A 19,452-nucleotide genomic window follows, 5' to 3' on the forward strand; every position below is an offset into this window, starting at 1 on the left:
GGCAGGCTCAGGCAGGATCGGAAGGAAGGGGGCGTGCGCCGGCCGGGCGCATCGGCGCGGTCGAACCGCGCACCACCAGCTGCGGCACGAAGCCCTGGTTGTGCAGCGGTGCCGGCGCATCGTCATAGGCGTCGCTGCGCAGCTGTGCAATCAGCAGGCGCGCGGCGTGGCGGGCGATGTCTTCGGTGGCCTGCTTGGCGGTGGTCAGCGGCGGCCACGACTGGCGCGAGAACGGGCTGTCCTCGAAACCGGCGATGGACAGGTCATACGGCACGTTCATGCCGGCCGACTTGGCGGCGGCCAGCACACCGGCGGCGATTTCGTCGTTGGAACCGAAGATGGCCGTGGGCGGCTCGCGCAGCGCCAGCAGGCGGCGTGCGCCCCGGAAACCGTCGTCGAAGGTGTAGTCACCCTGCACCACCAGGTGCTTGTCCACGGTCATGCCGTAGTCCTTCAGCGCGGCTTCGTAACCGGCATAGCGCTCGCCCGATGAGCGGTGCGAGATGCCGCCCCAGAGGAAGCCGATGCGCTGGTGACCCAGCTGGATCAGGTGCTCGGTGATCTCGTAGGCGGCCTCGCGGTCGTCGACGAACACGCAGGCGCCGTCGGCCGGGTCTTCGGTGGCGGCAATGATGCGCACCAGCTTGATGCCGCGCGCGGTCAGTGCCTGGATCAGGTCGCGGCGCTCGGACATCGGTGCGGTCAGCACCAACCCGGCCAGGCGCGAACGCTGCACCCAGTCGGCCAGCTCATCGGCCAGCAGCGGCGAGCTGGAATCGCAGGGATGGATCTGCAGGCCGAAACCGGTCTCGCGGCACGCGGCCAGTACGCCGTTCTGCACGCCGATGATGTGGTACGGGTTCGGGTTGTCGTAGACCAGCCCGATCACGAAGGTGGTGCCGCTGCGCAGGTTGCGCGCGGATGGATCGGGTTCGTAATCGAGTTCAGCGATGGCACGCAGCACCCGCGCACGGGTGGCCTGCATCACCGAAGGCTCGTTGTTGATCACCCGCGAGACCGTCTTCAGCGAGACCTTGGCCTTTTCCGCAACGTCCTTGATGGTCGCTCTGCGCATGGGTTTTCCCTGGGGTTGGCTGCCGTCCATCATCGCCGATCAGGCCTTGTCCTGCGGCAGGCCGGCGCGGTGGCCGACCACCGAGTAGAACAGGATGTACAGGTAGCACGGCACCATCAGCAACACGAACACCAGCTGGAAGTCGATGTGCTGCTTGAGCACGGCGAACAGCTGCGGAATGATCGCGCCACCGGCAATGCCCATCACCAGCAGGGCCGAGCCGGTTTCGGTGAAACGGCCCAGGCCGCGGATCGCCAGCGGGAAGATCGCCGGCCACATCATGGCGTTGGCGAAGCCCAGCAGGGCCACGAAGGCCACCGATACATAGCCGTGGGTGGCCCAGGCACCCAGGCAGAACACCACGCCCAGCACCGCCGAAATGGTCAGGTAGCGCGACTGCGAAACGACCTTGGGGATCAACAGCAGGCCGACCACATAGCCGACCAGCATCGCGCCAAGGGTAAGCGAGGTGAACATCTTGGTCTGGTCCAGCGGCAGGTCGAAGCCATGCCCGTAAGTACCAATCGCATCACCGGCCATCACCTCAACGCCCACGTAGACGAACAGGCACAGCACGCCCAGCCACAGGTGCGGGAACTGGAAGATGCTGCGGCGCTCGGCGGCACCGGCAGCCGCCGGCGTGGCGTTGGCTTCGGACGACTTGATTTCCGGCAGCGGCGAGAACAGAACGGCCACCGCCAGCACCACCAGCAGCGCAGCCATCGCCAGGTACGGGGTGTGGATCTTGGCGGCAAACTCGTTCAGCAGCGCGGCCTTTGTGACCGCATCTGCGGCCTGCACCTGTGCATCGAGGTCACCGATGCCGTGCAGCACCAGCGTGCCGATCAGCACCGGCGCCAGCATGCCGGCGATCTTGTTGCAGATGCCCATCAGCGCGATGCGGCGTGCCGCCGTCTCGATCGGGCCGAGGATGGAGATGTAGGGGTTGATCGCAGTCTGCAGCAGGGCCAGGCCGCTGCCGATCACGAACAGGCCGCCAAGCGCGCCCGGGTACCAGCGCTGGGTGGCGAACTCACCGAACAACGCAGCACCACCGGCCATCACCAGCAGGCTCAGGCTCAGGCCCTTTTTCATGCCGGTGCGGCGCAGGATCCACGACGCCGGCAGGGCCAGGAAGAAGTAGGACAGGTAGAACACCATCAGCACCAGGAAGGCGCCGACCTCGCTGAGTTCAAAGGCGAGCTTGACGAAGGTGATCAGCGGGCCGTTGAGCCAGGTGAAGAAGCCGATCAGGAAGAACAACACGCCAACGATGGCGATGGAGGTGGCCACGTTCGGGCGCGCGCTTGCAGCGGGGACGGCGGACATCAGGAGGGCTCCTGCGGCGACGGCCGCAGAACGCGGCGTCGGAGAGTGGCTGGGAACAACGTTGTCACATTCTTTCGATGGACAGCTGCGGTTTGTCAACTTCCACACGCAGCCCTGTGAACCTCGTGCTGCACTGCGCAACCCGATCGCAACGCATCGTGCTGAATGCGCCGAAGGCCTTGGCCCATGTGCGGCAACGGTTCCCACGTGAAAGCCGCACTCACGCCATGTAAACGTTTACTGCATGTCGCATTCGTTGCGATGCAGCAACGAAAGTGTCACGAACTCGTTGACATCGTTGTCAGCGGGGTTACAGACTCCGCCCCAATCGCCGCCCCCGATCCCGGGGCCGGCCCCACCTGCAGCAGGAGCCCGCGTGACCGCCAGCCACCCCGCCCCGGCCCATGTCCTGTCCCGAGTCGCGCCGACGTTCCTGGCCGCCGACGTCGGTGGCACCCATGTGCGCGTGGCCCGGGTCCAGGCCAGCGGTGATGCCGCCCATCCGGTGCAGGTGCTGGAGTACCGCAAGTACCGCAACGCCGACCATGCCGGCCTCAGCGCGATCCTGTCCGACTTCCTCGGCGAAGGCCCGCGGCCCACGCATTGCGTGGTCGCCAGTGCCGGCTACGCCCGCGAGGACGGTACGGTGATCACCGCCAACCTGCCGTGGCCGCTGTCGGCGCGCCAGGTGGAAGCCGACGTCGGCCTGCAGCGGGTCTACATCGTCAACGACTTCGAAGCCGTGGCCTACGCCGCCGCGCAGGTTGACGCCAGTGGCGTGCTGCACCTGTGCGGACCGGAAACCGCCGCCCGCGGCCCGACCCTGGTGGTCGGCCCCGGCACCGGCCTCGGCGCCGCGCTGTGGATCCCCACCGCGCACGGCCCGGTCGTGCTCCCGACCGAAGCCGGGCAACCGACCCTGGCCGCCAGCACCGAACTGGAAATGGCCATCGTCCGCCACATGCAGCGCGACCGCGCGCACGTGTCGATCGAACACGCGATCTCCGGCCCGGGCCTGATGAACCTGTACCGCGCGGTGTGCGCACTGCAGGGCCAGGCGCCGAGCCTGACCAGCCCCGACGCGGTCACCGCTGCGGCCATGGCCGACAGCGATGCACATGCGCGCCAGGCGCTGGATGTGTTCTGCGGCCTGCTCGGCAGCACCATCGGCGACATGGCGCTGTTCTACGGCGCCCACGGTGGCGTCTACCTGGCCGGCGGCATCCTGCCGCAGATCCGTGAATACCTGCACGCCAGCACTTTCGTCGAACGCTACCTGCAGAAGGGACCGATGGGCGAAGCGCTGGCACGCATCCCGGTGAAGGTCGTCGAGCACGGCCAGCTGGGCGTGGTCGGCGCTGCCAGCTGGTACCTGCAGCAGTCGGCCGCCTGACACCGCAACAGGCTTCAACGCAATCGCAGCACGCAGTACGTGGCACGCCAACGCACGGGACTTCGCCGCCGCCCCGCGCATGTCATCGCAACCGTAATCGAACACCGCCGCCGGCATCCAATCGAGTGATGAGGAGAGACATCATGAACACCCGCAAGACCCTGCTTTCGGCCGCCATCGTCAGCTGCCTCGCGTTCAGCGCGCACGCGCAGCAGGCCACCCAGACCGCCACCGACCTGGATACCGTGCAGGTCACCGGCATCCGTGGTTCGATGGAAAAGTCGCTGGATACCAAGCGCGAAGCCAATGCGCGCGTGGAAGTGGTCACCGCCGAAGACGTGGGCAAGCTGCCCGCGCACAACGTCGCCGATACCCTGCAGCGCCTGCCGGGTGTGAACATCAGCTCGTCCAGCGCCGACGAAGGCGGCTTCGACGAAGCCGACCGTGTCAGCCTGCGCGGCACCAGCCCGAGCCTGACCCAGACCCTGATCAACGGCCATACCGTCGGCTCGGCCGACTGGTTCGTGCTCAGCCAGGGCAACAACGTCGGCCGCAGCGTCAGCTACTCGCTGCTGCCGTCGGAACTGGTCAGCTCGGTGGAAGTGAACAAGTCCTCGCAGGCCAAGCTGCAGGACGGCGGCACCACCGGTACCGTCAACATCATCACCCGCAAGCCGCTGGAATTCTCCAAGCAGTTCACCGCGGAAGGCTCGATCGGCGCGGTGCGCTCGGACCAGGCCAAGTCGAACGACCCGCAGCTGTCGGCGCTGTTCAACTACAAGAACGATGAAGGCACCTTCGGCGTGATGCTGCAGGCCTTCAGCCAGAAGCGCGAGCTGCGCCGCGAAGCGCAGGAAATTCCGGGTGGCTTCTTCACTATCGAAGCCAACGATCCGGTGGCCAAGACCAACCCGGATCTGCTCGGCGTACAGGTTCCGGGCCTGCTGGGCTCAACCCTGTTCGAGCAGACCCGCAAGCGCACCGGTGGCCTGGTCTCGCTGCAGTTCAAGCCGACCGATGATCTGAGCTTCGTGCTCAGCGGCTTCAGCTCCAAGCTGAAAGCCAACAACTACAACCGCAACTTCATGATGTTCGGCAACAGCTTCGGCAAGTCGCAGGCGCCTGATCCGGGCTACGTGGTGAAGGATGGCGTGCTGACGCAGGCCAGCTACAAGGGCATGCCCGACACCAACTACGCGGTGTACGACATGATCTACCGCGAGTCGACGGCCAAGACCAACTACATCACCCTGGATGCCGACTGGCAGGTCAGCGAAAACCTGACTGCGAAGTTCCAGGCCGGTACCACCAAGGGCACTGGCGAAACGCCGCGCCAGTACATCGCCGAGCTGTTGACTGCAAAGGGTGGCGGCGCCAGCTGGACCACCCATGGCAACGGCTCGCCGGTGGACTGGAATGTGGGGGGCGATATCAGCCCTGCCGGCGCCAGCTGGGGCGGCACCTGGGGCAACCAGCAGGTCACTGCGATCGACAAGGAAAAGTGGGCCAACGTCGATTTCAGCCAGTACTTCAACGCAGGCGTGCTGAGCTCGATCGATTTCGGCGCGCGCTACGCCGACCACACGCGTGAAGCAAAGTCGCCGGAAGGCGCCACCCCAGGCAACATCTGGGACGCCCTGCGCGGCAGCCCCACCGCCAACTACCCGGGTGGCTTCGCCGGCGACATCGGCGGCAACTTCCCACGCAACATCTGGTACTACACTCCGGCAGCACTGCGTAATGCGGTGACCAACAACTCCGAATGGCTGTCGGGCAATGACGGTCCGGATGGCCGCCACAACTATGGCGCCGAATGGAAGGTGACCGAAAAGAACTTCGCCGCCTACGTGCAGGGCAACTTCAGCGGCGACCGCTGGAGCGGTAACGTCGGCCTGCGCTACGTCAACATCAAGCAGGACATCGATACCTACGCCACCGCCATGGGCTCGACCGTGCCGGACGTGAAGAGCCTGTTCGGTGCGTGGACCCGCGAAGCCTTCGAGAACAAGCACAACCGCGTGCTGCCGAGCGCGAACTTCAAGTACGACCTGCGCGACGACCTGGTGCTGCGCCTCGCCGCCTCGCAGACCCAGACCCTGCCCGACTACTCCGCACTGGGTGCGTCTTCGTACGGCTCGGATCTGAACCGAAAGGGCGGCGGCGGCAATCCGAAACTGAAGCCGGTGATCTCGACCAACTTCGACGCCAACCTGGAGTGGTACTTCATGCCGCGCGGCATGCTGTCGGTTGGTGCGTACTCGATGCGCCTGAAGGACTACGTGGCCTTCAGCACCGAGAAGCAGATGCTGTTCAGCGAGCTGACCAACCAGCTCGAGGAGTACGACATCTCGCGTCCGAAGAACGCCGATGGCAAGGTGCGCGGTATCGAAGTGGCCTACGAGCAGCCGATCGGCGAGTACTTCGGCGTCAACGCGAACTACACCTACGCTGATGGCAGCACCGAGCACACCTGGGCCGATGGAACCGACAACCTGCTGGGCACTTCGAAGAACACCTACAACGTGGGTGCCTACTTCGAGAACGACACCTTCGGTGCACGCGTCAGCTACACGCGCCGTTCGTCGTTCCTGATCGGCCTGTCCGGTGCCAACCCGTACTACCAGGATGACTTCGGCACGCTGTCGGCATCGCTGAGCTACAAGGCCACCGATTGGCTGAGCATCAGCTTCGATGCGCTCAACCTCAACAACCCGACCTACAAGTACTACCAGACCGCGGCCATCCCGACCTCGTTCTACAGCAACGGCCGCCAGTACTACCTCAACTTCCGCTTCAAGTACTGATCCAGCGGCGGCAACATCGCCGAGTCGTGCACGCACGCCGGGCCTGGGTCATTCCGGGCCCGGCGTTTTTCATGTATAGCGTTCATCGCACCGTTCCAAGGAGTCGTTCCGATGGTCAAGCTTTCCCGCGCCCGGATGCGCAGCGCACTGCTGCTGGGCAGCCTGTTCGCGATGCTGCCGGCGATGCCGGCACTCGCCGCCGATCCCACGCCCGCCGCTGAAGCTCCTGGCCCGCAGCTGCGTGCCGGCAGCCTGATGCTGATTCCGGCCCCGGCCACCGTGCAGCGCGGCCAGGGCAGCGGCATCACCGTCCGCGCCGACACCGTGCTGCAGGCCGAAGGCGAAGTCGCGCAGCGCGTCGCCGCCCAGTTTGCCGACCTGCTGGCCCGCAGTGGTGGCCCGCGCCTGGTCCTGGCCAAGGGCAAGGCTGCAGCCAAGACCGGCAGCATCCGCTTCCAGATCGTGCCCACCTTCCGCGACAGCGGCGAAAGCTACACGCTGGAAAGCACCGCGCAGGGCGTGCTGGTGCAGGCCGGCAACGAAACCGGCCTGTTCTATGGCGCGACCACGCTCGCCCAGCTCGCCACCGGCGGCAGCAATGGGGTGCTGCCAGCGGTGCAGATCCAGGATGCGCCACGCTTCAGCTGGCGCGGTTTCATGCTCGACTCGGCACGGCATTTCCAGAGCCTTGACGAGATCAAGCGCGTGCTCGACGCAATGGCTGCGCACAAGCTCAACACCTTCCACTGGCACCTCACCGATGACCAGGGCTGGCGCATGGAGATCAAGCGCTACCCGAAGCTGACCGAAGTGGGCAGCTGCCGCCTGCCGGCCGGCGACGGTGGCATCGATCCGGTCAGCGGCCAGGAGCATCCGTACTGCGGCTTCTACACGCAGGACCAGATCCGCGAAGTGATCGCCTATGCCGCGAAGCTGCATATCCAGGTGATTCCGGAAATCGATGTGCCGGGGCACGCGACCGCAGCGATCGCCGCGTATCCGGAACTGGGTTCGATCAATACCCCGCTGAAGCCGATCAGCGAATGGGGCGTGTTCCCGAACCTGTTCAACGTGGAAGACAGCACCGTCAGCTTCCTCGAGAACGTCCTGGAGGAAGTGATCGAACTGTTCCCGGCCAAGTACGTGCACGTGGGTGGCGACGAGGCAGTGAAGGACCAGTGGGAAGCCTCCAGGCAGGTGCAGCAGCGCATGCGTGCGCTGGGCATCAAGGATGAGATGGCCATGCAGAGCCACATCATCAAGCGCCTGGAGACCTTCCTGGAGGAACACGACCGGCGCCTGATCGGCTGGGATGAGATCCTCGAAGGTGGTCTGCCGCCGCAGGCCACGGTGATGTCGTGGCAGGGCACCGAAGGTGGCCTCGCTGCGGCCAGTGCCGGCCATGACGTGATCATGTCGCCGGTGGGTTACCTGTACCTGGACTACCTGCAGACTGCCTCGCCGAACGAACCGCCTGGCCGCCCAACCCAGGTCAATCTCGGCAAGCTCTACAACTTCGAGCCGGTGCCGGCCGAACTGGCCGCAGACAAGCGCGGGCACATTCTCGGCCTGCAGGCCAACATGTTCACCGAGCACACGCGCAGCTATGCGCGCCTGCAGCACAACCTGTTCCCGCGCCTGGCCGCCGTGGCCGAGACCGGTTGGAGCACGCCGGAACATCGCGACTTCCGCGATTTCCTCGCACGCCTGCCGGCACAGCTGCAGCGCTACCGTGCCTGGGGCCTGGCCTATGCGCAGACCCCGTTTGAAGTAGGCGTGGACTACACCGATGATCGTGCGAAGAACACCGTGACCGTGTCGCTGGCCAATCCGCTGGGCTATGAGGTGCGCTACCGCACCGACGGACAGCCGGTGACCGCGCAGTCGCCGCTGTACCAGCAGCCGCTGACGGCGCAGCTGCCCGCCGCCGTGCAGGCCGCCGCGTTCTACCAGGGCCAGATGCTGGCCGCGAAGCCGACGGTTGCGGACTTCACTGCGCAATCACTGCTCAGCCGCCGCAGTGATGAACTGCTCAGCTGCGTGGGCAAGAAGGGCCTGGTGCTGCGCCTGGAAGACGATGGCCCGCGCGAGGGAACGCGTGCGGTGTTCAACGTGGACATCTTCCAGCCGTGCTGGCGCTGGCCACAGGCACAGCTGGACGGCGTCGGCAGCGTGGAAGTCCGCGCGGGCCGTATTCCGTACTACTTCCAGCTGGCCCACGACGAGCCCAAGCGTCGCTTCGAGAAGGCCAAGCGCGCGCATGGCGAGATGCAGGTGCGTCGCGGCGACTGCAGCGGCAAGGTGCTGGCCGAAGTAGCGTTGCCGGCCAAGCCCGATGCCGATGGCTTCGTGACCCTGCGTGCGACGCTGCCGAAGGGTACCCAGGGTAACGGCGACCTGTGCATCAACTTCACCGGCGACACGCGCCCGGCGATGTGGGTGCTGGATGAGGTCACGCTGGGGAAATGACGGCAGGTCTGTCCTGGTGGGTGCCGACCTTGGTCGGCACCCCGGGCAGTTCATCCACGCATGGCGTGGATCTACTGATTCCATCCACGCATGGCGTGGATCTACTGATTCCATCCACGCATGGCGTGGATCTACTGATTCCATCCACGCATGGCGTGGATCTACGGATTCCATCCACGCATGGCGTGGATCTACTGATTCCATCCACGCATGGCGTGGATCTACAGGTGGGTGCCAACCTTGGTTGGCACGCCTTTATCCGCGCCAGCGCAGCAGCAGGTCGCGCATCGGGGTCAGTGCGGTGGCCATGCCGGCCAGCACGCCAATGGTGTTGGCCAGCGCATCCATCGGGTCGGCCATGCGGTTGCTGGTCAGCGCGCCCTGCACGAACTCGATGCCGATGCCCATCAGCACCAGGCCCACGCCCACCCACAGCAGCGGGCGGCCCCGACGGAACAGCTGCACCGCGCTGCCGGCCAGGATGAAATAGGCGAGGAAGTGTTCGCCCTTGTCGCTGTTTTCCGGCAACGGAATCGGCGGTGGTGGGATCAGGCAGACCACGATCACCAGCAGTACTGCCGCCGCCCACAGCGCGGCCCAGAGCCGGGGCCGCCGCAGCGGCTTGATCACCGGCAACGCGTGGCTCACAGGCGCCAGCTCAGGTCACCCAGCTCGAAGGCCGGTTCGAAGTCGACGCCTCGCTGCAGGCCGATGGCCTGGAAGCGCTCGCCCATTTCCGTCGGCAGGGTCAGCTTCTTCACCTGGTCGCGCAGCTGGATGCGGCCGACCTCATCGGTGCGTTCCTCGGCCAGCAGCAGCACCTGGTCCAGGCCGTTGCCAAGCAGGAAACTGGCCTGGCTGCAGTAACCGGCCAGCTCGAAACCGCCGTGCATGCCGGCCTCGGCCATCGCGGTGAAATCCACCGACGCCGTGATGTCCTGCAGGCCCGGCCAGCGGTGCACGTCGTTGTGCACGTGGTGGCGGTAGAACGCACGCACGGTGCCATCGTCGCGGTCGTGCTGGTAGAACTCGCCGCGGTTGTAACCGTAGTCGACGAACAGCATCGCGCCACGCTGCAGGCCACCGGCGACCGCTTGCAGCCAGTACGGCAGCTGCGGCAGCACTTCGGAACGGTAGCCCTCGGCGAAGGGCTTTTCCAGATAGCGCTCGATGTGGCGTACCGCGCCATTGAGCAGGATGTCGGCCGGCTGCGCGCCGCGGATGAAGTTGCCTTCGGCATCCAGCTCCACGGTTTCCTCGTAGACCTCGCCATCCCGGATCAGGAAGCGCGGGGTCGGCAGCGCGTCGATCACCTCGTTGGCAAACACCACGCCCTCCCAGTCCTCCTCGAACGGGCGGTCGACCCAGTCCACGCGCGCGGCCAGCTCGGCCGGCAGGTTCTGCTGCAGGCGCTGCTGCTGGCGCTCGCGCAGGTCGGCGCTGGGTTCGAGGATGGCGTAGCGCGACGGCAGCGCGTCGAGCTCGGCCAGGCGCAGCAGCACCGCTTCGGCGAAGGCGCCGGTACCACCGCCCAGTTCCAGCATCCGCGCCTGCGCACCCAGCTGGGCGAACACCGGTGCCAGCGCATTGGCCACGCTGCCGGCGAACAGGCTGCCGAGCTCGGGCGCGGTGGTGAAGTCGCCACTGCCGCCGAATTTGCTGGCGCCGGCGCTGTAATAGCCCCAGCCGGGGGTGTACAGGCACAGCTCCATGAAGCGGGAGAACGGCATTGCCCCGCCCTGCGCAAGGATTTCGGCGCGCAGGGCGGCGGCCAGCTGGTCGCTGTGGGCCAGGGCATCGGCTTCGGGCAAGGGGAAGGTGGGCTGCATGGCGTCTTCGAATGCGGTGACAATGGTGCACAGGATAGCCGAGCCTTGGAGGACCCTAGATGAGCGACACCCACCCCGTGGTCCTGATCACCGGCAGCGCGCGCCGGATCGGTGCGGCCATCGCCCGCCAGTTCCACGCCTGCGGCTGGTCGGTGGTGCTGCATGCCAACACCTCCAGCGCCGAGCTGCAGCAGGCCGCGTTCGATTTCGACAACGTGCGCCCCGGCAGCGTGCTGGCCCTGCAGGCCGACCTGCGTGACGCCGACGCCCTGGCCGACCTGGTGGAGCAGGCCGTCACCCACTTCGGGCGACTGGATGCACTGGTCAACAACGCCTCCAACTTCTTCCCCACCCCACTCGGCCAGGTCACCGCCGAGGCGATGGACGAGCTGTATGCAGTCAATGCGCGCGCGCCGCTGCTGCTGTCACAGGCGGCGGCGCCCTACCTGCGCCGCCAGCAGGGCTGCATCATCAACCTGACCGACCTGCACGGCACCGACCCGATGCGCGACCACATCGCCTACACCATGGCCAAGGCCGCGCTGGAGATGGCCACCCGCTCGCTGGCGCTGGAGCTGGCGCCGAAAGTGCGGGTCAATGCGGTAGCGCCGGGGGCGATCCTGTGGCCGGAACAGGGCAAGGACGATTTCGCCCGCGAAGCGCTGCTGGCACGCACGCCGCTGGCACGGATCGGCACGGTCGAGGAGATCGCCGAGGCGGTCTACTGGCTGGTGGCCGAAGCCAGCTTCGTCACCGGCCACACCCTGCGCGTGGATGGTGGGCGTACGGTCAGTTGAGGTAGTGCCGGCCGCTGGCCGGCAACCTCCGTCATCCGAGGTCCACCACCTCGAACGCCTCGCCAAACTGTCTGTGCGCACGCCACAGCGTTGCCAGGTCCTGCCCGCTGACCGGGTCGATGAAGCCCGGCGCGATGTCGGCCAGCGGCTTCAGCACGAAGGCGTGCTTCAGCTCCGGGCGCGGAATGCGCAGGTGGCCGGGACCTTCCACCACCAGATCCCCGTAGAACACCACGTCGATGTCCAGGGTCCGATCGGAGAAGCGCGGCCCGCTGCGGTCGCGGCCGTGCGCGTCTTCCAGCGCATGCAGCCAGTCGTCCAGTTCCTGCAGCGGCAGGTCGGTTTCGATCGCCACCGCATTGTTGAGGAAGGCCGGGCCATCGAAACCGACCGCGGCGGTACGGTAGGCCGGCGATACCTGCAGTGCGCCGAAGCGCTCGCGCAGGGCCGTCACCGCGGCGTGGAGGTAGCGACGGGGCTGGACGTTGCTGCCCAGGCTCAGGAGCACGGTGGTCATGCGTTCAGGTGACGGCACTTGGGGGGGCGTGGACATGCCGTCATCACGGCGGCCTGCCTACAATCCGGGACGCACATGATAGGGCACCGACATGACCTATTGCGTTGGAATCGAGGTGGACGAGGGCCTGGTCTTCGCTGCCGACACCCGGACCAATGCCTCGCTGGACGATGTGCGCGTGCACCGCAAGCTGCACGTGTTCGAGTACCCCGGCCAGGCAGCCTACGTGCTGATGGCGGCTGGCAACCTGGCCACCACCCAGCTGCTGGTGTCGCGCCTGGGGCGCGATGCCGGCGAACGGCGCACGCCCAACCTGCGCGACATGACTCACCTGTTCGAAGCCGCCGAGTACGTCGGCCAACTGCTGGTGGACAGCCAGGTGCACAGCAGCCACAGCGAACATGGCCATGACGGGGTCAATACCCAGGCCACGCTGATCTTCGGCGGCCAGATCGCCGGCGAGCGGCCCGGGCTGTACATGATCTACCCGCTCGGCAACGCCATCGCTGCTTCGCCGGAAACGCCCTACCTGCAGATCGGTGAGTCCAAGTACGGCAAGCCGATCCTCGACCGCATCCTCAGCCCGGCCACACACCTGGAGGATGCCGCGCGTACGGCGATCGTCTCGCTGGACTCCACCATCCGTTCCAACCTGTCGGTGGGCCTGCCGATCGATCTGGCGCTGCTGCGCGACGGCGAGCTGCGCATCGGCCAGCAGCTGCGGCTGGGCGCGGATTCGGCGTTGTATGCCGATATTCACCAGAACTGGTCGCGGCGGCTGGAACAGGCGGTGGACGCGCTGCCGCGGTTCCCCTGGGAAACCGGGGACCGGTAGTGCCGGCCGCTGGCCGGTAACCGCAGTGATCCCATCGCACGGCGATGCCGGCCAGCGGCCGGCACTACCGGGGCGTCAGCCCAGCGCTTCGGCCACCGCGCGGAACACCTGCTGCATCGGCAGCGGCCAACACCAGCCACGCATCTCCAGAGAAACCGGGGACCGGTAGTGCCGGCCGCTGGCCGGCAACCGCAGTGATCCCATCGCACGGCGATGCCGGCCAGCGGCCGGCACTACCGGGCATCAGCCCAGCGCTTCGGCCACCGCGCGGAACACCTGCTGCATCGGCAGCGGCCAATACCAGCCACGCATCTCCAGGGAAACCGGGGACTGGTAGTGCCGGCCGCTGGCCGGCAACCGCAGTGATCCCATCGCACGGCGATGCCGGCCAGCGGCCGGCACCACCGCGGCATCAGCCCAGCGCTTCGGCCACCGCGCGGAAGACCTGCTGCATCGGCAGCGGCCAATACCAGCCACGCATCTCCAGGGAAACCGGGGACCGGTAGTGCCGACCGCTGGCCGGCAACCGCAGTGATCCCATCGCACGGCGATGCCGGCCAGCGGCCGGCACTACCGCGGCATCAGCCCAGCGCTTCAGCCACCGCGCGGAAGACCTGCTGCATCTGCAGCGGCTTGTGCAACACATGCACCTCCACACCGGCCGGGAACGCGTCCGCCGCGACTGGCACCGCCGGATCCTCCAGCACCAGCGCCGGACCGCGGTAGCCAAGCGTGGCCATCTCGCCCAGCAGCTGGCTGGCCGGCAGTAGTTTGGAGCCGGCATCGGCAATCACCAGCGCCGGCATCGCCTCCTGCTGCATCCAGCGCAACGCCGCCGGGCCATCGGAGGCCAGCTGCAACTGGTAACCCTGGCTGGACAGCGCGTTGCCGAGCAGCGACAGGCGCGTGGCTTCGCCGTCAACCACCAGGATCGACTGGCCACTGCCCAGCGCCACCAGCTGCTCGATCGGCTCGCTGCCATCGATGGCCTCATGCATCGGCAGGCGCAGCTCGAAGCAGGTGCCCTGCCCCGGCTGGCTGTTGACGTGGATGCTGCCACCGGCGCCTTCAACGATGCGCTTGCAGGAAATCAGCCCCAGGCCGGTGCCATCGGCCTTGGTGGTGAAGAACGGATTGAACAGGTGCGACAGCGTGTCCGCATCCATGCCGATGCCTTCATCGGCCACGCAGATCTGCATCCAGTCCACGCCATCGCGCTGGCCGGCATGGCTGGCAGTCAGGCTCAGGCGCCCGCCGTTGGGCATCGCCTGGATCGCGTTGAGCGCCAGGTTCAGCATCACCTGCTGCAGTTCGGTGTAGTTGGCGTCGACCACCAGACCTTCGTCCTGCACCTGCAACTCCAGGCGCACCGCATCGGGCACGTTGCTGCGCAACAGCAGCGCCACCGCATCGAACAGGCCATCGATCTCGATGCGCTCGCTCGGCTTGCGCGAGCCGCGCACGAACGACAGCATCGACTCGGCCATCTCGTGGCCACGGCGGCCGCACTCGGCGATGACATCGGCCAGATGGTGCAGCTGCGGATCCTCGGTGCGCGCCTTCAGCAGGTCCGGCATGATCAGCAGCGGCTGCAGGATGTTGCGCAGGTCGTGGCTGAGGCCGGCGGCAAGCAGCGACAGGCTTTCCAGGCGCTGCGCGCGCATGAGTTCGGTTTCCACCCGCGCGCGCTCTATGGCGCTGCGTGCATCGCGGATCGCACGCGCCACCGCCGACGGCAGGCGCGCCGGCAGGTGCTTGATGATGTAATCGTTGGCGCCCTTCTGCAGCGCCGCCACCGCGTTCTCCTCACCCATGGTGCCGGAGACGAAGATGAAGGGCACTTCCGGTGAGGTCTCGCGCACGATGCGCAGCGCGTCATCACCGGAGAACCCCGGCATGCTCAGGTCGGACAGCACGATGTCCGGCTGGAACGCGACCAGTGCCTGGCGCAGTTCGGCCTCGCTTTCGACACGCTCGAAACGGGCCTCCAGGCCCGCGTCGAGCATCTGTTCGGACATCAGCTCGGCATCTTCCGGTGAGTCTTCCACCAGCAGGATGCGCAGCGCCCCCAGGGCGGGACCGGTCAGGGGCATGGGCTCACTCGAGTTCCGGTGCCTGGTTGATCAACGCCCAGAACTTGCCCAGGGTCTGCACCGCGCCGAAGAACTGGTCCACGTCCACCGGCTTGACCACATAGGCGTTCACGCCCATGTCCCAGCTGCGGGCCAGGTCGCTTTCCTCGCGCGAGGACGACAGGATCACCACCGGCAGGCGCTTGAGCTCTTCGTGCTCGCGGATCTGCCGCAGCACCTCCAGGCCGTCCATGCGCGGCATCTTGATGTCCAGCAGCAGCACCGCCGGCAGGCCTTCCTCGCGGTTGGCGAAGGCGCCACGGCGCAACAGGTAGTCCATCACTTCCACGCCATCCTCGACGTGCACGATGGGGTTGGCCAGACGCGCCTCTTCCAGGGCGTCGATCGCCATTTCGGCATCAGCCGGGCTGTCTTCGGCGAGAAGAATGGTGCGCAGAGTGGTCATGCAGAAGGCCCTTGTTTGTCCGCATCGATCGCGGGAGGCAGGTAGAAGTGGAAGGTGGCGCCGACGTCCGGTTCAGCCTCGGCCCAGATACGGCCGCCATGACGGGTGAGCACGCGGCGCACGCTGGCCAGGCCGATGCCGGTACCCGGGTAGTCGCTGGCCTTGTGCAGGCGCTGGAAGACACCAAACAGCTTGCCGGCGTAGGCCATGTCAAAGCCTGCACCATTGTCGCTGACCGTGAACTGATGACCGCCGTCAGGCTGTGGCTGGTAGTCCACGCGGATCTTCGCTGGTTCGCGGTTGCCCGAGTACTTCACCGCGTTGCCGAGCAGGTTCAGCCAGACCTGGCGGATCATGTTCTCATCGCCCACCACGATCGGCAGCGGCGCGATGCTCCACTCCACGTGGTGCGCATGGCCGCTGTTCTCGGCCTCGGCCTGCAGGTTGGAATCGAGCATGGCGCGGGTATCGGCCACCAGCGACTGCATGTCCACCGCCTGCTGGCGCATTGCCGCGCGGCCCAGCCGCGAGTAGACCAGCAGGTCGTCGATCAGTGCCGCCATGCGCCGCGCCGAACTGGAGATCACCTCCAGGTAATGGCGGCTCTTGTCATCGGCGGCGTCGCCCAGATGGCGCGACAGCTTGTCGGAGAAACCGGCCACGTGGCGCAGTGGTGCACGCAGGTCGTGCGACACCGAGTAGCTGAAGGCTTCCAGTTCCCTGTTGACCTCGGACACCTGCGCAACCTTGCCTTCCAGCTGGCGGTTCAGTTCCTCCACCCGCAGCTGCACGGCACGCTGCACGGTGACGTCGCTGACCGTGAGCAACACCACTTCGTCGTCGGTGTCCGGCAGCGGCATGCGCCGCGCGTTGAGCAGCATGTAGCGCACCATGCCATCGGCGGCGCGCTGTTCATGCTCGAAGTCCCACAGTTCGCGGCCGCGCAACAGCACATCGGACAGTCGCTGGCGCATCACGGGGTCTTTCCATGCACCGTCGCCGACAGTGTCCAGCAACAGGCCATCGGCGCGTTCATCCTGCAGCCCGTACAGCTCGGCGAAGGCAGGGTTGTGCAGCTGCACACGCAGGTCGCGGTCGAGCAGCACGATCGGCTCACGCACGGTCTGCAGCACCGAGGCTGCACGCGCGGCCGAACGCAGCGACTGTCGTTCGGCATGCAGGCGGCGACCGATCTGCCGCTGCAGCAGCCACAGCACCAGGCCAAGCAGCGCCAGCTGGATCACCAGCGAACTCCACGACACCAGCTCGGTCTGCTTGCGCTGGCGTGCGGCCTGCTCGGCGCGCTGTGTCAGCAGCGTCTGCTCGCTCGCCTGCAGTTCCTCCACCAGGCCACGGATCGGATAGCGCGTGCTCAGGTCCTGCACCAGCTCGCGCTGATCACTGTTGGGTTCGGACTTCGCCAGTTCGCGGGCAAGCGCCATGCGCCCTTCCAGCATCGACTCGATACGGCCGATGCGGATCAGCTGCTCAGGATTGTCGCGGGTCATCCGGCCCAGTTCAGCCAGGCGGCCGGGAAGGTCATTGGCTTTGGCCATGCGCTCGCGCAGGCCAGGCGCATCCACACCCTTGGACAGGGTCAGCGCAGCCGATTCGACATCGCGTACATCGGCCTGCAGCTGCTGCAGGGCCACACCCACGGCCTGGGTATGATTGACCCAGGCCATCGCATCTTCGCTGTCCTGCTGCAGTTGGCGCAGGGTCAACCACGGCACCACGATGATCGCGGCAGCAGCCAGCGCCAAGGCCGGCAACCGCCAACGGTCCCAGATGTCATCACTGAAAACCAGCGCCATAGTTCCTCGTCAGCACAGCCGCGGAGCGTAGGCCGATACCGGCCCGGCTGCGGCGGAACGGGCAATATAGCGCAGGCGGTCACAACTCTGGAGTTTCCAGCCTGGTTGGCTGAACGGGTTGCGGAAACCCACGGTAGAGCCGAGACGTGCTCGGCTGCAACCCAAAGGGCAGTCGAGCAAGCTCGACTCTACCCAGGCAGTGGGCGCCCCATACGGGGCGCCCTCCGGGGTCAGCGCTTGGCAGCAGCGCTGACCTTCAATGCAGCGGCATCGACGCGGGTCACGCCCTTGATGCCCTTGGCGGTGGTGACCGCCTTGTCCTTCTCGGCCTGGGTGGCCACGGCACCACTCAGGCTGACCACGCCGTTCACGGTTTCCACCTTGATTTCAGTGCCCGGAACGTTGCTGCTGGCCAGCAGATCGGCCTTCACCTTGGTGGTGATCCAGGTATCGGTCACCGGCTCGTTGGAGTCATGGCGATCAGCATGGGTTGCCGGATGGGTGCTGGTCGGCGGGCTCTTCGCGGCCGGGTCCTTGGCGAATGCAGCCGAGGAGGACAGCGCCAGGCCCAGGGTCAGGGCGGAAGCAATCAGCGTGCGGGTGGTATTGCTCATCGTGTCGTACTCCTTCGGGATGTGCTGCCAGTCTGGACAAGCCGCCGTAGAGCAGGCGTGGCGTTGCGGTCATGCCGCTGTGAATCGAGGCGATTCCAACGGCAACGGTTCAGTTTTGGCCTGTACGCAGGTGTCGTTTACCCTGCCCTTCCCCATTGCCGGAGCCGTCTCATGCGCCCCGACCTGCAACTGGCCCTGATCGGCTACGGCCTCGCCGGCCGCGTCTTCCATGCGCCGCTGATCCAGCACACGCCCGGGCTGGTGCTGCACAGCATCGTCAGTTCGCAGCGCGACACGTTGCTGCGCGCGTTCAGCGACGTGCACGTGCGCGCCACGCCGCAGGAGGTGTTCAACGACCCGGCGGTGGACGCGGTGGTGATCGCCACTCCGAACGCACAACACGCACCGCTGGCGATCGCGGCGTTGGCCGCGGGCAAGCATGTGCTGGTCGACAAGCCGTTCGCGCTGGATGTCGCTGAAGCCGAAGCGGTGCTGGCTGCGGCACGTGATGCCGGACGCATCGCGACCGTGTTCCAGAACCGGCGCTTCGATGCCGACTTCCTCACCCTGCAGGCGCTGCTGGCCGAAGGCGCGCTCGGTGACGTGGCCGAGTGCCATGCGCACTTCGACCGCTACCGGCCGCAGGTGCGCGACCGCTGGCGCGAGCAGGACGGACCGGGCAGCGGCCTGTGGTACGACCTCGGACCGCACCTGCTGGACCAGATGCTGGTGCTGTTCGGCTGGCCCGAGGCCATCGATGCCGATCTGGCCGTGCAACGCGAAGGTGGCAGCGGCATCGATTACTTCCACGCGGTACTGCACTACCCGAGGCATCGCGCGATCGTGCATGCCGGTTCGCTGGTGGCGGCCCCCACGCCGCACTTCAGTGTGCATGGCAGTCGTGGCAGCTGGATCAAGCATGGGCTGGACGTGCAGGAGGCACAGCTGCGGCGCGGTGTTGCGCCAGGAGCGCCAGGCTGGGGCATCGACCCACGGCACGGCGAGCTGGTGCGCTGCGATACTGAGGACAATGTGCAGCGCAGTACCGTGGACAACCTGCCGGGCGACTACCGGCGGCTGTATTCGCAGTTCGCGGCGGCGATGCACGGCGATGGCGAGCCGACGGTCAGCCCGGTGCAGGCACTGCAGCTGATGCGGTTGCTGCAGGCCGGCATGGACAGCGCGCGCGAAGGGCGGCGAATCGCGTTGGGGTGACCGGCAGGGCTGCGCCCTGCACCTGCCGAATCAACGGCAACGTCAACGTCAAAAGCGGGCATTCCGTGGATGGCGGGGTGGGGTCCGACGGTGGGTGTCGACCTTGGTCGACACATCGACGTGGAAACCATCGGAGACGGCTTTTGTAGGGTCGAGCCATGCTCGACTGGCTTCATGGGGTCGGACCCCTTCGGCAACGCCGAAGGGGTCCGACCCCACCGCG

18 protein-coding genes are annotated in these 19,452 nt (G+C 66.6%); 6 read left to right on the plus strand and 12 right to left on the minus strand.

All coding sequences use genetic code 11. The features are described 5' to 3' along the window. Positions 1-7: 7 nt before the first annotated feature. The gene (locus ACZK3J_RS19380; protein ID WP_006391719.1) at positions 8-1,075 is read right to left on the minus strand and encodes a LacI family DNA-binding transcriptional regulator; all 1,068 of its coding nucleotides are present in this window, start codon (positions 1,073-1,075) and stop codon (positions 8-10) included. Between the two features lie 39 nt (positions 1,076-1,114). Next, the gene (locus ACZK3J_RS19385) at positions 1,115-2,404 is read right to left on the minus strand and encodes a sugar MFS transporter (RefSeq protein WP_032128949.1); all 1,290 of its coding nucleotides are present in this window, start codon (positions 2,402-2,404) and stop codon (positions 1,115-1,117) included. A gap of 376 nt (positions 2,405-2,780) precedes the next feature. Between ACZK3J_RS19385 and ACZK3J_RS19390 the strand changes: the two genes are divergently transcribed. The 3 genes from ACZK3J_RS19390 to ACZK3J_RS19400 all read left to right on the plus strand — a co-directional run bounded on the left by ACZK3J_RS19390 (position 2,781) and on the right by ACZK3J_RS19400 (position 9,070). After that, positions 2,781-3,797 (plus strand): glucokinase family protein, encoded by a 1,017-nt coding sequence (locus ACZK3J_RS19390; RefSeq protein ID WP_049461491.1) that lies wholly within the window; start codon positions 2,781-2,783, stop codon positions 3,795-3,797. Between the two features lie 143 nt (positions 3,798-3,940). Then, the gene (locus ACZK3J_RS19395) at positions 3,941-6,601 is read left to right on the plus strand and encodes a TonB-dependent receptor (RefSeq protein ID WP_134951779.1); all 2,661 of its coding nucleotides are present in this window, start codon (positions 3,941-3,943) and stop codon (positions 6,599-6,601) included. Between the two features lie 111 nt (positions 6,602-6,712). Continuing rightward, a complete protein-coding gene (locus tag ACZK3J_RS19400; RefSeq protein WP_134951778.1) occupies positions 6,713-9,070 on the plus strand; it encodes a beta-N-acetylhexosaminidase in 2,358 nt (785 codons plus the stop codon). Between the two features lie 255 nt (positions 9,071-9,325). On the opposite strand, the gene ACZK3J_RS19405 is transcribed toward ACZK3J_RS19400, so the two are convergent. Both ACZK3J_RS19405 and ACZK3J_RS19410 read right to left on the minus strand, forming a co-directional pair. Further along, positions 9,326-9,718, minus strand: a complete 393-nt coding sequence (locus tag ACZK3J_RS19405) for a VanZ family protein (RefSeq protein WP_478476188.1) — start codon at positions 9,716-9,718, stop codon at positions 9,326-9,328. Beyond that, the gene (locus ACZK3J_RS19410) at positions 9,715-10,899 is read right to left on the minus strand and encodes a class I SAM-dependent methyltransferase (protein ID WP_010480950.1); all 1,185 of its coding nucleotides are present in this window, start codon (positions 10,897-10,899) and stop codon (positions 9,715-9,717) included. The genes ACZK3J_RS19405 and ACZK3J_RS19410 overlap by 4 nt, the downstream gene beginning before the upstream one ends. A 59-nt stretch (positions 10,900-10,958) precedes the next feature. Between ACZK3J_RS19410 and ACZK3J_RS19415 the strand changes: the two genes are divergently transcribed. Further along, positions 10,959-11,696 (plus strand): pteridine reductase, encoded by a 738-nt coding sequence (locus ACZK3J_RS19415; RefSeq protein WP_478468494.1) that lies wholly within the window; start codon positions 10,959-10,961, stop codon positions 11,694-11,696. Between the two features lie 31 nt (positions 11,697-11,727). Here the strand turns inward: ACZK3J_RS19415 and folK are convergent, their stop codons facing one another. Next, complete coding sequence (folK, locus tag ACZK3J_RS19420) at positions 11,728-12,213, minus strand: 2-amino-4-hydroxy-6-hydroxymethyldihydropteridine diphosphokinase (protein WP_164138662.1); 486 nt, start codon at positions 12,211-12,213, stop codon at positions 11,728-11,730. A gap of 91 nt (positions 12,214-12,304) precedes the next feature. On the opposite strand from folK, the gene ACZK3J_RS19425 reads away from it, so the two are divergent. Next, positions 12,305-13,048, plus strand: a complete 744-nt coding sequence (locus ACZK3J_RS19425) for a proteasome-type protease (protein WP_478476189.1) — start codon at positions 12,305-12,307, stop codon at positions 13,046-13,048. A gap of 75 nt (positions 13,049-13,123) precedes the next feature. Here ACZK3J_RS19425 and ACZK3J_RS19430 read toward each other — a convergent pair whose 3' ends face one another. The 7 genes from ACZK3J_RS19430 to ACZK3J_RS19460 all read right to left on the minus strand — a co-directional run bounded on the left by ACZK3J_RS19430 (position 13,124) and on the right by ACZK3J_RS19460 (position 18,014). Further along, positions 13,124-13,252 carry a hypothetical protein gene (locus ACZK3J_RS19430; protein ID WP_478476190.1) on the minus strand — a complete coding sequence of 43 codons (129 nt, stop codon included), beginning with the start codon at positions 13,250-13,252 and terminating at the stop codon, positions 13,124-13,126. A gap of 39 nt (positions 13,253-13,291) precedes the next feature. Next, positions 13,292-13,420, minus strand: a complete 129-nt coding sequence (locus ACZK3J_RS19435) for a hypothetical protein (protein WP_262975181.1) — start codon at positions 13,418-13,420, stop codon at positions 13,292-13,294. 40 nt (positions 13,421-13,460) lie between these two features. Continuing rightward, positions 13,461-13,589, minus strand: a complete 129-nt coding sequence (locus ACZK3J_RS19440; protein ID WP_262975182.1) for a hypothetical protein — start codon at positions 13,587-13,589, stop codon at positions 13,461-13,463. Positions 13,590-13,629: 40 nt separating this feature from the next. Further along, the gene (locus ACZK3J_RS19445; RefSeq protein ID WP_149908681.1) at positions 13,630-15,141 is read right to left on the minus strand and encodes a hybrid sensor histidine kinase/response regulator; all 1,512 of its coding nucleotides are present in this window, start codon (positions 15,139-15,141) and stop codon (positions 13,630-13,632) included. A 4-nt stretch (positions 15,142-15,145) separates the two neighbouring features. Further along, entirely contained in the window at positions 15,146-15,586 is a 441-nt protein-coding gene (locus tag ACZK3J_RS19450) for a response regulator (protein WP_005411057.1), read from the minus strand. Next, positions 15,583-17,400 carry a sensor histidine kinase gene (locus tag ACZK3J_RS19455; protein WP_164081145.1) on the minus strand — a complete coding sequence of 606 codons (1,818 nt, stop codon included), beginning with the start codon at positions 17,398-17,400 and terminating at the stop codon, positions 15,583-15,585. Before ACZK3J_RS19455 ends, ACZK3J_RS19450 begins: the two co-directional genes overlap by 4 nt. Positions 17,401-17,630: 230 nt before the next feature. After that, on the minus strand, positions 17,631-18,014 hold the full coding sequence (locus ACZK3J_RS19460) for a BON domain-containing protein (protein WP_006470382.1): 384 nt from the start codon (positions 18,012-18,014) through the stop codon (positions 17,631-17,633). A 171-nt stretch (positions 18,015-18,185) separates the two neighbouring features. On the opposite strand from ACZK3J_RS19460, the gene ACZK3J_RS19465 reads away from it, so the two are divergent. Beyond that, entirely contained in the window at positions 18,186-19,229 is a 1,044-nt protein-coding gene (locus ACZK3J_RS19465) for an oxidoreductase (RefSeq protein ID WP_134951137.1), read from the plus strand. Positions 19,230-19,452: the final 223 nt, after the last annotated feature.

The sequence above is a fragment of the Stenotrophomonas sp. 86428_Sma genome (genome assembly GCF_056481585.1).